General features: G+C 61.8%; 12 protein-coding genes. 7 read left to right on the top strand and 5 right to left on the bottom strand.

Annotated features, from left to right (window positions below; genetic code table 11):
• The first annotated feature begins 20 nt into the window (after positions 1–20).
• Positions 21–1,202 (top strand): zinc-dependent alcohol dehydrogenase, encoded by a 1,182-nt coding sequence (locus NF78_RS06930; protein ID WP_035985476.1) that lies wholly within the window; start codon positions 21–23, stop codon positions 1,200–1,202.
• 305 nt (positions 1,203–1,507) lie between these two features.
• Here the strand turns inward: NF78_RS06930 and NF78_RS06925 are convergent, their stop codons facing one another.
• Both NF78_RS06925 and NF78_RS06920 read right to left on the bottom strand, forming a co-directional pair.
• Positions 1,508–1,744, bottom strand: a complete 237-nt coding sequence (locus NF78_RS06925) for a CDGSH iron-sulfur domain-containing protein (RefSeq protein WP_035985475.1) — start codon at positions 1,742–1,744, stop codon at positions 1,508–1,510.
• A 110-nt stretch (positions 1,745–1,854) separates the two neighbouring features.
• Positions 1,855–2,559, bottom strand: a complete 705-nt coding sequence (locus NF78_RS06920; RefSeq protein WP_035985473.1) for a pirin family protein — start codon at positions 2,557–2,559, stop codon at positions 1,855–1,857.
• A gap of 135 nt (positions 2,560–2,694) precedes the next feature.
• On the opposite strand from NF78_RS06920, the gene NF78_RS06915 reads away from it, so the two are divergent.
• Positions 2,695–3,618, top strand: a complete 924-nt coding sequence (locus tag NF78_RS06915; RefSeq protein ID WP_052049923.1) for a LysR family transcriptional regulator — start codon at positions 2,695–2,697, stop codon at positions 3,616–3,618.
• Positions 3,619–3,659: 41 nt separating this feature from the next.
• On the opposite strand, the gene NF78_RS06910 is transcribed toward NF78_RS06915, so the two are convergent.
• From NF78_RS06910 to NF78_RS06900, 3 genes are all read right to left on the bottom strand, one after another.
• Positions 3,660–4,511 carry a neutral zinc metallopeptidase gene (locus tag NF78_RS06910; RefSeq protein WP_035985472.1) on the bottom strand — a complete coding sequence of 284 codons (852 nt, stop codon included), beginning with the start codon at positions 4,509–4,511 and terminating at the stop codon, positions 3,660–3,662.
• 297 nt (positions 4,512–4,808) lie between these two features.
• On the bottom strand, positions 4,809–5,372 hold the full coding sequence (gene rimM, locus NF78_RS06905) for a ribosome maturation factor RimM (RefSeq protein WP_035985471.1): 564 nt from the start codon (positions 5,370–5,372) through the stop codon (positions 4,809–4,811).
• Positions 5,372–6,673: a valine--pyruvate transaminase gene (locus tag NF78_RS06900; protein ID WP_035985470.1), complete on the bottom strand. Its 1,302-nt coding sequence runs from the start codon at positions 6,671–6,673 to the stop codon at positions 5,372–5,374. The genes rimM and NF78_RS06900 overlap by 1 nt, the downstream gene beginning before the upstream one ends.
• A gap of 231 nt (positions 6,674–6,904) precedes the next feature.
• Here NF78_RS06900 and NF78_RS06895 point away from each other — a divergent pair, with 231 nt between their 5' ends.
• The 5 genes from NF78_RS06895 to clpB all read left to right on the top strand — a co-directional run bounded on the left by NF78_RS06895 (position 6,905) and on the right by clpB (position 14,522).
• Positions 6,905–7,678 carry a ZIP family metal transporter gene (locus NF78_RS06895; protein ID WP_035985469.1) on the top strand — a complete coding sequence of 258 codons (774 nt, stop codon included), beginning with the start codon at positions 6,905–6,907 and terminating at the stop codon, positions 7,676–7,678.
• A gap of 404 nt (positions 7,679–8,082) precedes the next feature.
• The gene (locus NF78_RS06890; RefSeq protein ID WP_035985468.1) at positions 8,083–8,553 is read left to right on the top strand and encodes an ABA4-like family protein; all 471 of its coding nucleotides are present in this window, start codon (positions 8,083–8,085) and stop codon (positions 8,551–8,553) included.
• An 88-nt stretch (positions 8,554–8,641) separates the two neighbouring features.
• A complete protein-coding gene (locus NF78_RS06885) occupies positions 8,642–10,309 on the top strand; it encodes an ABC transporter substrate-binding protein (RefSeq protein ID WP_052049920.1) in 1,668 nt (555 codons plus the stop codon).
• Between the two features lie 3 nt (positions 10,310–10,312).
• The gene (locus NF78_RS06880) at positions 10,313–11,341 is read left to right on the top strand and encodes an ABC transporter permease (protein ID WP_035985467.1); all 1,029 of its coding nucleotides are present in this window, start codon (positions 10,313–10,315) and stop codon (positions 11,339–11,341) included.
• A 490-nt stretch (positions 11,342–11,831) separates the two neighbouring features.
• On the top strand, positions 11,832–14,522 hold the full coding sequence (gene clpB, locus NF78_RS06875) for an ATP-dependent chaperone ClpB (RefSeq protein ID WP_035985465.1): 2,691 nt from the start codon (positions 11,832–11,834) through the stop codon (positions 14,520–14,522).
• The last annotated feature ends 333 nt before the right edge of the window (positions 14,523–14,855 follow it).

The following is a 14,855-nucleotide window of genomic DNA, read 5'->3' as shown; positions in this document are numbered from 1 at the left end:
CCTTCCCCGGAGAACTTTCAATGAAAGCTGTTTGCTGGCACGGTTCCCAAGATGTGCGGGTTGACACCGTCCCCGATCCCAAGATCCTCAACCCCCACGACGCCATCATCAAGGTGACCTCGACTGCCATCTGCGGGTCTGACCTGCACCTCTACGATGGTTATATTCCCACCATGAAGTCCGGGGATATTTTGGGCCACGAGTTTATGGGGGAAGTGGTGGAAACCGGCCCCGAGGTTACCAACCTGAACCAGGGCGATCGCGTGGTGGTGCCCTTCACCATCTCCTGCGGCAACTGCTTTTTCTGTAGCCACGACCTGTGGTCGCTGTGCGACAACACCAATCCCAATGCCTGGATGGCCGAGAAGTTCTACGGCCACTCCCCTGCGGGCCTATTTGGCTACTCCCACCTGATGGGCGGCTATGCGGGTGGTCAGGCGGAATACGTGCGCGTCCCCTTTGCCAATGTCGGCCCGCTGAAGGTGCCCGAGGGCCTGAGCGATGAGCAGGTGCTGTTCCTCACCGATATTTTCCCAACCGGCTATATGGCGGCCGAAAACTGCGATATTCAGCCCGGCGAGGCCGTGGCGGTGTGGGGCTGTGGCCCCGTGGGGCAGTTTGCCATTCGCAGCGCCATGATGCTGGGGGCCGAGCGCGTCTTCGCCATCGATCGCATTCCTGAGCGCCTGGCCCTGGCGGCGGCGGCGGGGGCCGAAACTATCAACTACGAGGAGATGGACGCAGGCGTTGCCCTGAAGGAACTGACCGGCGGCCTGGGCCCTGACTGCTGTATCGATGCGGTGGGCATGGAGGCCCACGGCACGGGGGTGATGGCGCTTTACGATACGGTCAAGCAGGCGGTGCGGATGGAGACCGGGCGGGCGATGGTGCTGCGTCAGGCGATCGCGGCCTGTCGCAAGGGTGGCAAGGTGTCGGTCCCCGGCGTCTACGGTGGCTTTATCGACAAAATGCCGATGGGGGCCTTCGTGAACAAGGCTCTGACGATGCGATCGGGACAGACCCACGTGCACAAATACCTCCGGCCCCTGCTGGAGCGGATTCGCAACGGCGATATTGACCCCACGTTTTTGATCACCCACCGGCTGCCCCTGGAGGAAGCCCCCCGCGCCTACAAGATCTTCCGCGACAAGGAAGAGAACTGCATCAAGGTGGTACTGAAGCCCTTTGCCACCGCCGTTTAGAAGGTGGGTTCAAATCACTGCCCCCTAATCCCCCAATTCTGGGGGACTTTGAGACGGTACGGTTCCTCCCAGCATTGGGGGCTAGTGGTTCGTCAGCTTTGATTTTATGTGTAAATGACTTTTGAGAGCATTGCTGGCAGTCGATCACAAGATCAAAGCACTCACAAATTCGAACTTGACAGGCCACTAGGGGGGCAAATCATCTTGGCAATCAGCAACTCCCTAAAGCACAGGGTGGGCAAGTTCTTGCCCACCCTATTTTTCGTGACCACCTGAGTCAGGCAAAGTTTAGCCTGATCAAACCCCTACAGCCGGGTGTGGCTGCCGTCGCAGAAGGGGGCGTTCTGGGTGTACTTGCAAGCACACAGCGCCACCTGTTTTTTCTCCTCCAGGGTAAATTTCAGGGGGGTGAACTCGGTCCCGGCATGGGCACCGTTGCAAAAGGGCTGGGTGGTGGACTGGCCGCAGGTGCACCAAAAATAGGTGCCGGCCTCCAGTTCCATCACCACGGGCTTGGTATCAGCAATTACAGGTTCAGCCATCGATCGCTCCTCTCTTGGGTTATTGTGTTGCACGGGCATCCCGCGAAGGCAGGCATTCCCTGCCTCCGCAAGCTTTAGGGGATGGTGGATCAAGACGATGCCGCAGCTGTCTAGGCCGCCATATCAAACACCAGCACTTCGGCCTCGGCGGCGGTTCCGGTCAGGCTCAGACTGTCCAGGTCGCTGATGGCAGCGCCATCGCCAGCGGTGAGGTCGTGGCCATTCAGGGAGACGGCCCCCCGCGCCACCTGCACCCAGGCCACTCGGCCCGCAGCCAGGGCGTGCTCAACGCGATCGCCCTCGGCCAGAGTGGCGGCGTACAGGTTCACATCCTGGTGGATGGTGACCGAGCCGTCGCGGCCATCGCGGGAGCCGACCAGGCGCAGCTGCCCCTGTTTGTCGGCGGGGGCAAGGGATATCTGCTCGTAGCCGGGGGCAATGCCCTCGGTGTCGGGCAAAATCCAGATCTGCAAAAAGTGCACCGACTCGGTATCGGAGGCATTGAACTCGCTGTGGCGAATGCCCGTACCCGCCGACATCCGCTGCACATCCCCAGGCCGAATCACAGACCCGGTGCCGAGGCTGTCCTTGTGCTCCAGGGCCCCATCCAGCACGTAGGTCAGAATTTCCATGTCGCGGTGGCCGTGGGTGCCAAAGCCCTGGCTCGGCAGCACCTTGTCTTCGTTGATTACCCGTAGGCTGGCAAAGCCCATGTGGCGAGGGTCGTAGTAGTTGCCGAAGGAGAAGGTGTGGCGAGAATCGAGCCAACCAAAGTTTGCGGCACCGCGCTCGTGGGCAGGACGAATCGTAATCATGGCAGACACCTCCTAGTTAGTGTCAATGGATTGGAAACATCCGAATACATCAACGATATACTGATTCTAAATAAACGACAATAATCTATTTTGTGGACATATTGTCGCCTTAGAAAAGACAATGGGGCGATCGCGATGGACAAACTTGAGAGCATGCGGGCCTTTACCCAGGTGGTGGAAGCGGGGGGGTTTGCCGCCGCCGCCCGCCGGATGAACCTGTCGCGATCGCAGGTCAACAAGCTGGTGATGACGCTCGAAGATCACCTGCAAACCCAGCTTCTGCACCGCACCACCCGCAAGGTCTCCCCCACCGATGCCGGCCGGGCCTACTACGATCGCTGCATCGCCATCCTGGCCGACCTCGAAGAAGCCGAGCTGGCCCTCACTCGGCTGCACCAGGAGCCGCGCGGCAGCCTGCGGATCAACGCGCCGATGACCTTTGGTACCCTGCATCTGGCTCCGCTGGTGGTGGAGTTTATGGCCCAGTACCCCGACCTGCGGGTGGAGCTAGTGCTCAACGATCGCCGCATCGACCCAATCGAAGAGGGCTTTGACCTCACCCTCCGCATCGCCGCCCAACCCCCCGGCCCGGGGCTGATCGCCCATCGGCTGGCCCCCTGCCCCCTGGTGCTGTGCGCAGCCCCGGCCTACCTACAGCAGCGCGGCATTCCAGCTCAGCCCGAAGATCTAAAGCACCACGACTGTCTCCACTACGGCCACCGCGCCCAGGACAACAGCTGGACCCTAGGGGGCGATGCCTCCCACACCGTCCCGATCGCAGGGCCGCTGTGCTGCAACAACGGCGAGGTGCTGCGGGCCGCTGCCCTGGCGGGACTGGGCATCGTTATGCTGCCGGATTTCATCGTCGGGCCGGATTTGCAGGGCGATCGCCTGCGCCCGCTCCTGACCGACTACCCGCCGCCTGCGATCAATATCTACGCCCTGTACCCGGTCAACCGCCACCTGTCGGCCAAAGTGACCCGGCTGGTGGCGTTTCTGACAGCGAAACTGGGGCCTGGAGGCACGATTTACGGTCCACGCTCAGCCGTGAACCGCTGACCGTAGACCGTTGACCGTAAGCCGCAAACCGCACCGTTTCGCTAAATGCGCGCCACGTCAAAGGTATTGCACTGGTGAATGTCGCCGGTCTCAATGCCGCGATAAAACCATGTGGCCCGCTGCTGGGAGGTGCCGTGGGTAAAGGAGTCGGGGGTGACGTAGCCCTGGGCCTCCATCTGCAGGCGATCGTCGCCGATCTGGCTGGCGGCGTTGAGGGCTTCTTCAATGTCGCCTTCTTCTAAAATCTGGCGGGCGACCTGAGCGTTGTGGGCCCACACCCCGGCAAAGCAGTCGGCCTGTAGCTCCAGCCGCACCGACAGATCGTTGGCTTGGGGCCGGCTGAGCCGCTGCCGAGCCCGCTGCACCTGGCCGGACACCCCGAGCAAATTCTGCACATGGTGACCCACCTCGTGGGCAATTACGTAGGCCTGGGCAAAGTCCCCCGGCGCGCCGTGGCGCACCGACAGGTCGTGGAAAAAGCTGGTATCGAGGTATATCCGCTGGTCGGCGGGGCAGTAAAACGGCCCCATGGCCGATTGCCCCAGCCCACAGGCCGACTGGGTAGCGCCGGAGTACAGCACCAGGCTGGGTTCCCGGTAGTCGGCCCCAAACTCCGATCGAAAAATGCTGTTCCAGGTGTCCTCGGTTTCGCCCAGCACCGCCGAGACAAACTCCGCCGAGCGATCGGCCTCAACCTGGGAAATTTGAGGGGCATTGTCGTAGGGGCTGACGTCTATGCCCGGCTGCAACACTACCGAAGGGTCTCCGCCCAAAAACGCGATCAGCAGCGCCAGCAGCAGCGCCCCAATGCCCCCGGTTGCCGCCCCGCCAGGCACACCGGCCCCGCGCCGATCCTCAATGTTGGTGCTGCGCCGACTCGACTGCCATTTCATGGGGTGACCTCGTTTTGTCTGGGCTGGGGGGGGGCTTGGGGAACCAATCTTAAGCCATTCGCTTCTAGTGATTTTGAACGTTCTAGACCGCCTGAGCGTTCCATTTGATCCATGGCCTGAGCCATCTCTGTTTGAATTTTAGAAGAGGGGCTCCCTCCCGTTGCCAGAAATGCCACGGCAAGTTTTGGGTTTAAGCCATAAAAAACCCGACCCTCCTAGGAGAGCCGGGGCAGATTGGTCGTTCCATTTATGGTCGTTGTGTTAACAATAGGATTTAAAGATAAGAAAGTCATAAGATTAAGGGGCTAAAAGTCCCGCTGGCGGGTCAATTTCGAGGTATCCCTGGGCCAAATTCACCACGGGCACAATTGCGGTTACAAATGGAACCAGAACCGTGCGGGGCTTGGGGGGCAAAGCATCTTCTGTGGCCAGAGCATCATAGGTCACTTCTAAGAGATCGTTGCCAGCGGCAAAAATATCGGTCACGGTGCCAATCTCTGCGCCAGTGGACTGCACAATCACCCGTAGCCCCACCAGGTCAGCGACATAAAACTCGTCGGGCTCCAGGCTGGGGCGATCGCCCGCTGGTACCAGCAGCACCGCATCCCGCAGGGCTTCCGCCGCCTCCCGACTGTCAACCTCGGCCAGCTGCACCACGTAGAGCCCTTTGCCATCCATGTAGCGCCCCCGCACCAGGCGGACGGGCTCGGGGGTAAGGCTGCGGGGGCGCTTCAGCCAGCGATCGCCCGGTTCCAAAAACCGCTCGGGAAAGTCGCTGCTGGGGTACACCCGCACCTCGCCTTTCACCCCCTGGGGCGCAACAATGCGGCCAATTTCAATCCAGTCGTCGGTGGTCGCCATTATGCGGACACCGCCACGGCGGTGGTTTGGTACACCTCGGCCACCAGCGCCCCCAGGCGGGCGGCCGCCTCGGCCAGGTCTTCGCGGCTGGCGGTCAGGCTCAGGCGCAGGCACTGGCGGGTGTGGGGCCAGGTCTCTCCCGCCTCGGGTCGCAGACCTGGGAAGAAGGGGTTCCCCGGCACCACAATCACGCCCCGCTGCTTGAGCCGGTTGTACAGCTCCTGGTCGGTGATGGGCAGCTGGTCAAACCACAGCCAGGCAAAGATCGCCCCCTCGCCCCGGTGCAGGTACCAGGGCAAATCGGGGGGCATGGCCCGGTCCAGGGCGGCTTCGAGCACCGCAAACTTGTCCTGGTAGTAGGGGCGAATCACCTGCTCGGACAGGCGGGCCAACTCCCCCGAGGCAATGGCGCGGGCCGCGATCGCCTGGCCGTAGCGCGACGAGTGAATGCAGAAGTTGGTCTGAAAACACTCCAGCACCTGAATCATGGCCGGATCGCCGACCGCCACCCCCAGCCGTTCCCCCGGCAGCCCCGCCTTGGAGAGGCTCATGCAGTGCAGAATGTTGTCGCCAAATACCGGCTCCATCGCCGTAAAGTTCAGCGCCGGGTAGGGGGGCGCGTAGGCCGAGTCGACTAGCACGGGCACGGCGTGGGCGGCGGCGAGACTGGCGATGTGCTGCACATCGTCAGCGGTCAGCACGTTGCCCGAGGGGTTGCAGGGCCGCGAAAACAGCACAAAGCCGGTATTTTCGTCGATTGCAAGCTGGCTGAAGTCGGGCCGGTAGCGGAACCGATGGGTCGCCGCGTCGGCCTCAATGGTGGGCCGGTAGGCTCGCACCGCCTCCGGCACCAGGGAAATGCCGCCGTAGCCAGTGTAGTCGGGGCTGAGGGGCAGCACGATGTCCTTCATGCGGCCGGTGCTCTGGTAGCCGCCAAAGGCATTGGCCGCCAAAAAGTACAGGGCCTGACTGCCGGGGGTAATCAAAATGTGGCGATCGCTCAGGTTCAGCCCGTAGCGCTGGTTAAAATCGGTTTTGATCGCCTCCACCAGCGGCTCGTAGCCCTGGCTGTTGCCGTAGCGGCACACCACATTACCGTACTCAGCACTGGCCAGCAGCGCCTGGGTGCAATCGCGCCACAGCTGCTCAATTTCAGGCAAAATTACCGGGTTGCCCGCACTCAGGTTGATGAACGCCTGCCCCTGCCCCGCCCGCAGCGTTTCAATAATGTCTTTCATAATGGCGCGCACGCCAGTCAGGTGAGACATCTGCTCGCCAAAGCGGGTGAGTTCTGGAGTCATGGGAAAGAGGGGAAGTGGGAGGGTGGATGGGTAGGGGGGTGGATGGGTGCGGAGCGGCACCGCTCCAGCCCCCGAAACGGCATGGCCTGAGGCCTGTCACAACAACTATAGTGACTGCGGTCAGACTAGTATAGTAGCCGCCAGCCCCATCCACCCATCCACCCGCCTACCCATCCACCCATCCACCCGCCTACCCATCCACCCATCTACCCACTCACTCCCCTCCACCCCATGAACCCCCTCGCCTCCGGATTTCTCGCCAGCCTGTTCGCTGGCTTGAGCACGAGCCTTGGTGCGTTGCCGGTGCTGCTGCCCTACGACCCTTCCGAGCGCACCCAGGGTATTTTGCTGGGCATTGGCGGCGGCATGATGCTGGCGGCCACCTCGTTCTCGCTGATTTTGCCGGGTACCGATGCGGCGATCGCCCTGGGCTACTCCGGTCCCGTCGCTGCGATGGTGATGGTCGCCGGAGTTTTGCTCGGCGGCGCGTTTCTGTGGGGTGCCCACAACCTGTTTCCCCACGAGCACTTTTTCAAAGGGCCGGAGGGACCAGAGGCCCAGCACATGAAGCGCATCTGGCTGTTTGTGATCGCGATCGCGCTGCACAATTTTCCGGAAGGCTTGGCGGTGGGCGTCGGCTTTGGCGGCGGCGAGCAGGCCGGGGCCCTGGCTCTGGCGGTGGGCATTGCGCTCCAGAATATTCCCGAGGGGCTGGTGGTGGCGATCGCCCTGCGCAACATCGGCTACGCCCCTGCCTATGCCTTCGCGATCGCCTCCCTCACCGGCCTGATCGAGCCCATCGGCGGCCTGGTTGGCGCTGCTGTGGTCACCCTGGCCCAGGCTACCCTGCCCTGGGCGATGGGGTTCGCCGCCGGGTCCATGCTGTTTGTAATCGTCGATGAAATCATTCCCGACATCGACCAGAAAGCCTTTGGCCAACGCGGCACCCTGGGCCTGATGGGCGGTTTTGTCACCATGATGTTTTTAGATATTGCCCTGGGTTAGTAGTGTCCTATAGGGCATTGCTGAATGTAGGTATGATATGCCCCCCCAGCCCGCCAATTCTGGGGGGAGTCAAAATCTCAAAGTCCCCCAGAATTGGGGGACTCAGGGGGCGATGACAAGGATGTCAAGTTTACAGATTCATTATTCAATTCAGCAACGCCTCCTATAGTTCTCTGCGGCATACGTCGTCCAAATGTTCCTGAAACCGCCCCCCGGTACCTGACACCCAGTACCTGAAACCCGATACCTGACACCCCATACCCGCCCCCCGGTACCTGACACCCCAATCAGAGTTGACCTATGTCTGCCGGCCAGTGCTAGGTTCAGGCTTCCTGAACAGCAGGCTTGTGTTTGCCTTTTACACTAAGAGAAATCTCCAAATTGCAATCTCCAAGTTTAAACCTATGATTGTTGATGCCCCTCTGTTAGACCTGCTGTTTAGCGGTGCCAACCTGTTTGTGCTGCCCTTCTGGACCCTGATGGTGCTGGTGCCCAACACCAAACTCACCCGCACCGTGATGGGATCTTTTCTGCCCTTTGTCGCCCTGGCCGGGCTGTACCTGTTTCTCTTTGTCACCAGCTTTAGCAACGTGCAGGGCATCGAGGCCCTCTCCGACCCCAACCTCAGCCTGAGCGACCTGGTGGCCATCTTTGCCCAGCCCCACGTCACCGCCACCGGCTGGGTGCATTTCCTGGTGTTTGACCTGTTTGTGGGTCGCTGGATCTACTGGCAGGGGCAGGAGAGCGGCGTCTTTACCCGACACTCCCTGGCGCTGTGCCTGTTTGCTGGTCCCCTGGGGCTGCTGTCACACCTGCTGACCGATGCCCTGTGGCGCAGGTTTGCGGGGAGCGGAGTAGAAGAGGCGGTCGGGTAGGGAATCCCTCTACCCCCCTCCCCGCTGAACCCCAAAGGGTGATACAACTATCCCCATGTTGGCCAGTTAGAGACACAGACATAACGTGATGACTTCTTTGGTGTCGTGGTTTAGAGATCGGCAGCGCCCCTGGACCAGTCGCCAGTGGCGGCGGGTAGCCCAGTTTTTGGGGCTGTTTGGGTTGTGCTTTGCGATCGCGATCGGCTGTGCTGGCAACGATCGGCCCGCCGCCAACGCGCCTGCGGACGGTGAGGGTGGCCGCATCACCATCGGCACCACCCTCACCGCCCGCACCCTCGACCCCGCCGACGCCTACGAGACGTTTCCGGGCATCTTGCTCTACAACCTGGGCGATCGCCTCTACACCTACGAGCCGGGGACCACTAATCTGGTGCCCCAGCTGGCCACCGAACTGCCCACCATTAGCGACGACGGCCTCACCTACACCATTCCCCTGCGGCAGGATGTCACCCTCCACGACGGCACCGCTTTCAACGCTGAGGTGATGGCCTTTTCGATCCAGCGGTTTATGGAAAATGGCGGTCGGCCTGCCTACCTACTGTCCGAGAAAATTGCCAACGTCGAGGCCACGGGCGACTACGAACTGACGCTCACCCTCAGCGCCCCCTTCGCGGCTTTTCCAGCACTGCTTAGCTTTTCGGGCGTCACCCCCGTATCGCCCGAGAGCTACGAAATTGGGGCCGGCAGCTTTAACCCCGACAGCTTTGTGGGCACTGGCCCCTACCGGCTGGCCGCCTTCACCAGCGACTCGATCCGACTCGACGTCAACGAAGACTACTGGGGCGATGCCCCCGCCAACAGCGGCATCGACATCCAGATTTTCACCAGCCCCGCCAACCTCTACAACACCTTTAGAACCGGCGGGCTGGATGTGGCCTACCAGACCCTCGACCCCGAACAGGTGGCGGCCCTGGAGCGCGAGGAAAGCTCCGGCGGCTGGCAGGTGATCGAGGCGGGCACCAACGTGATCAACTACATGTCGCTCAACCAGACCATTGAGCCCCTGGACGATGTGCGGGTGCGCCAGGCGATCGCCGCTATGGTCGATCGCCCCCTGCTCAACGATCGCGTCTTCCAGGGCCAGGCAGAACCCCTCTACAGCCTCATTCCTGCCAGCTTTGATGTGGCCGAGCCGGTCTTCCAGGAGGCCTACGGCGACGGCGACTTCGACCAGGCCCGCGACCTGCTCACCGAGGCCGGGTTCTCAGAAGCTAACCCCCTCACCGTCGAAATCTGGTACCCCTCCGCCTCCACCATCCGCAGCATCGTCGCCAACACCCTGAAAGAATCTATCGAAGCGGGGCTGCCCGGCCTGGTGACGGTGGACGTCCAAAACACCGAAGGCGCTACCCTCTGGGAAAACGTCGGCAAGGGTGTCTACCCCATCATTCTCTCCAACTGGTACCCCGACTACTACGACCCCGACACCTTTATTCAGCCTTTTCTGGGCTGCGAAACCGGCAACGGCAGTACCTGTGAAGCAGGCGCTTCCCAGGCCAATGGCTCCTTTTACTACAGCCCCGAAGCCAATGACCTGATTGCCCAGCAGCGGGCCGAGCAAGACCCCGCCGCCCGCCAGGAAATCATTGCAGACCTGCAGCAGATGATGGTGGAGGACGTCCCCTACGTGCCCCTGTGGCAGAACAAGGACTATGTCTTTGCCCAGGACGGTGTAGACGGCGTTGCCGTGGAGCCAACCCAGCAGTTTCTGCTCTGGCAAATCAGTCGAGGCTAACCCATGTCCTCCCGCTCCGCCGCCCTGCGCTACTACGTCTTCACCCGGCTGCTGCTGGCCCCGCTGATGATTTTAACCATCACGACAGTGGTGTTTTTGCTGCTGCGGGCCACGCCGGGGGATCCGGTGGATGCGCTGCTGGGGGCGCGGGCACCGGCGGCCGCCAAAGAGGCGCTACGGGTGCAGCTTGGCCTCGACCAGCCCCTGTTGATTCAGTACCTGAACTACCTAGGCAATCTCCTGCGACTGGATCTGGGCTCCTCCCTGGCCACCCAGGGGCAGTCGGTGTGGCAAATCATTCGGGCCCACTTTCCGGCCACGGTGGAACTGACGGTGTGCGGCATGCTGGTGGCCACCGTGGTAGGGGTGGGGGTGGGGGCCCTAGCCGCCTCGCGACCCAACTCACCCATGGATGCGGGGGGACGCCTGTTTGGCATTGTCACCTATGCCATCCCGATGTACTGGTTCGGGATGATTTTGCAGCTGATTTTTGCGGTGCAGCTGCGCTGGTTCCCGATTGGCACCCGCTACCCGCTGCGGACGGCACCGCCCGCCGGGCCGACTGGGCTGTACCTGCTCGATAGCCTGCTCTCGTTAGATCTGGGCGCGTTTTTTACCACCCTCTACTACCTGGCGCTGCCCAGCCTGACGCTGGGGGTTTTGATCAGCGGCGTGTTTGAGCGCATGGTGCGGGTCAACCTGAAGCAAACCCTGACCGCAGACTACGTAGAAGCGGCCAGGGCACGGGGGATTCCAGAGCGGCGCATCGTGCTGGTGCATGCCCTCAGGAATGCCCTGATTCCGGTGATTACGATTCTGGGGCTGACCTTTGCAGCCATGCTGGGGGGAGCAGTGCTGACGGAGGTGACTTTTTCCTGGCCGGGGCTGGCCAACCGACTCTACGAGGCGATCTCCCAGCGTGACTACCCGGTGGTGCAGGGGCTAATGGTGTTTTTCGCCATGATCGTGGCGGTGATCAGCATCGCGATCGATATTTTGAATGCCTATATCGACCCCCGGATTCGCTATTAGAGGCGACTTCTGAAAGACTTTCTCCCTATTTCTCCCCAATCGTGGGCAGTACCTACCTACAGCAAGTACAGTCGCCGAAGTATAGCGGGGAGTTTGTTCTGAAAATCTCCTCCTTCGCAATGGGTTGTTTCCGCTGATGTTGCAGGGGCTGATGAGGCGATTGCCCCTGCGGCCAGGTACTATCTACATCAACGCTGTGGCCCCTTTGCCGAGGCAGACCGGGGGCAAACTTGGTAGGTTAAGAGCAGGGGTGGTCCCAGCTCAACAACCGTCTGTGGTGGCAGGTGGGTTTGCTTGCAGACTGTGCCGAGAGGGGGCAGGGGCGTCTGGTCAGCATTAAACAGTTTGTCGCCGCAAGTCGGCCTATGCTCTAGCCAGATCGACAGGCCGTACCCCAGCAACCGCCAACCCAGGCCCAGCGCCCAACTGATATACTGAACGTCCACCCGTTACAAAAAGCAAAGCACACGCCGGCTCGCCCACGGAGATTATGCAGCCAACCGATCCCGACAAGTTTACCGCCAAAGCCTGGGACGCCATTGTCGAGGCCCAGGATGTGGCCCGCCGCTGCAAGCATCAGTACATGGAGGTGGAGCACGTCATCATTGCTCTGCTGGACCAGGAGGAGGATGGGCTGGCCCACAAAATTTTGACCAAGGCCAACCTCGACAGCGACCTAATTCTCGACGAACTGGAGACCTTTGCCAAGCGCCAGGCGCGGGTGCGGCCCGGCCTCGACAGCAATCTGTATCTGGGGCAGAGCCTCGATCGCATGCTGGATGGGGCCGAGGCGGCGCGGCAAACCCTGAAGGACAAATATATTTCCGTCGAGCACCTGCTGCTGGGCTTTCAGGAGGACGAGCGGATTGGCCGTCGGCTGCTGCGCGGCTTTAACGTTGAAGGCGCGGAACTGATGGCGGCGGTGCAGGCGGTGCGCGGTAGCCAGAAGGTCACCGACCAAAACCCCGAGTCCCAGTACGACGCCCTCGATAAGTACGGCATTGACCTCACCCAGCTGGCCCGCGACGGTCAGCTCGACCCGGTAATTGGCCGCGACGACGAGATCCGCCGCGTGATTCAGGTGCTGTCGCGGCGCACCAAAAACAACCCCGTGGTGATTGGCGAGCCGGGGGTGGGCAAAACCGCGATCGCCGAGGCCCTGGCCCAGCGCATTATCAACGGCGAGGTGCCCGAGTCGCTCAAGGGCCGCACCCTGATTTCCCTTGACATCGGCGGGCTGATTGCCGGGGCCAAGTTTCGCGGCGAGTTTGAAGAACGGCTACGGCTGGTGCTCAAAGAAGTCACCGACTCCGCTGGACAGGTGGTGCTGTTTATCGACGAGCTGCACACAGTGGTCGGGGCTGGGGCGGGCCAGGGCACCATGGATGCCAGCAATCTGCTCAAGCCTATGCTGGCCCGGGGCGAGCTGCGCTGCATTGGCGCGACCACCCTGGACGAATACCGCAAGCACATCGAAAAAGACGCCGCCCTGGAGCGCCGCTTTCAGCAGGTGTACATCGGCCAGCCCAGCGCCGAAGACACCATCTCCATTCTGCGGGGGCTGAAAAAGCGCTACGAGTCCTACCACGGCGTCGAGATCGCCGACAGCGCCCTGGTGGCGGCGGCGGTGCTCTCCGATCGCTACATCTCCGATCGCTTCCTGCCGGACAAGGCCATCGACCTGGTGGACGAAGCCGCCGCCAAGCTGAAGATGGAAATTACCTCCAAGCCCGAGGAGCTGGAGGGCATTGAGCGTCGGCTGATGCAGCTGGAGATGGAAAAGCTCTCCCTGGAGGCCGAAAATGGCTCCATGACCGCCGCCTCGCGGTCTCGCCTCAGCCGCATTGAGCAGGAGATGGCCGAGCTCCAGACTAGGCAGCAGTCGCTCAGCGGCCAGTGGCAGGGCGAAAAGCAGGCCCTCGACGCCATCAACGCCCTGAAGGAGGAAGAGGACCAGATCCGCATCCAGATTCAGCAGGCGGAGCGGGCCTACGACCTCAACCGGGCCGCCCAGCTCAAGTACGGCCGACTGGAGGCGATTCAGCGCGATCGCGAAGGCCTGGAGGCCCAGCTGATCGAAGTGCAGGCCCAGGGCACCACCCTGCTACGGGAGCAGGTGACCGAGGCCGACATCGCCGAAATCGTTGCCAAGTGGACGGGCATTCCGGTCAATCGCCTGATGGAGTCGGAGCGCCAGAAGCTGCTCCAGCTCGAAGGCCACCTGCACGAGCGGGTGATCGGCCAGGACGAAGCCGTGGAGGCCGTCGCCGCCGCCATCCGCCGCGCCAGAGCGGGCATGAACGACCAGGGCCGCCCCCTGGGCTCGTTCCTGTTCATGGGGCCGACGGGGGTGGGCAAAACCGAGCTGGCCCGCGCCCTGGCCGAGTTCCTGTTCGACACCGAAGACGCCCTGATTCGCATCGACATGTCGGAGTACATGGAGAAAAACGCCGTATCGCGGCTGGTGGGGGCGCCCCCCGGCTACGTCGGCTACGAAGACGGCGGCCAGCTCTCCGAGGCGGTGCGTCGCCACCCCTACTCGGTGGTGCTGCTCGACGAGGTGGAGAAAGCCCACCCCGACGTGTTTAATATTCTGCTCCAGGTGCTTGACGACGGCCGCATCACCGACTCCCAGGGCCACCGGGTCGACTTCCGCAACACCGTGGTGATCATGACCAGCAACCTGGGCAGCGATCACATCCTGGAGCTGGCCGGCGACGACGATCGCTACGACGAAATGCGTACCCAGGTACTCAAGGTGCTGCAAAAGGCGTTTCGGCCCGAGTTCCTCAACCGGGTGGACGACCTGATCCTCTTCCACTCCCTGCGCAAGAGCGAGCTGCGGAAGATCGTGGCCCTGCAGATTCGCCGGGTGCAGCGCCGATTAGCCGACCAGGCGATCGGGCTGGAGATTACCGACCCGGCGATCGACTTCATTGCCCAGAGCGGCTACGACCCGGTTTACGGGGCGCGTCCCCTGAAGCGGGCGATTCAGCGGCAGCTGGAAAACCCGATCGCCACCAAGATTCTGGAGACCACTTTTGCCCAGGGGGCCACCATTGCGGTGGATTTGCAGGATGGTGAACTGGTGTTTACGCCCCAGGCCCCTGCGGCCCCTAAGCCTCCGGTTGCCCCTGAGGACGAGGCAGCCACCAAATTGGAGTCAGTGGTGGGCGGTTAGGTGCTCAGCTGTCGCTGCTGCCAGTCCTGACCCAGAGCAGTGAGGGCTGGACAGCAGGCAAAAGACCTATAGCAGAGACGCGATCGCAGGACGACCCTTGCGGTCGTTTCACCATGCATTGGACCGCGATGGGCGATCGCTCCTGCTCACTGCTGCTCAATAGTGCCGACCGCGATCGTAGCGTTCTTGGAGCCATGGGTTAAGGAATGACGATTTTTCTTCAGGGAAAAGCCAAAAAATTTCTGTAACAAATTTGTCAATTTAATTTTCATATCAGGGCTTCTTAACGTTCTGCGGCCATAATTTTGTCAACCCTGTAGTGCATTGGTTACG

The sequence above is a fragment of the Leptolyngbya sp. KIOST-1 genome (genome assembly GCF_000763385.1).
Taxonomy (GTDB): domain Bacteria; phylum Cyanobacteriota; class Cyanobacteriia; order Phormidesmidales; family Phormidesmidaceae; genus Nodosilinea.
The sequence above is the reverse complement of the archived record's forward strand: the minus strand, read 5'-3'. Positions and strand labels throughout refer to the sequence as shown.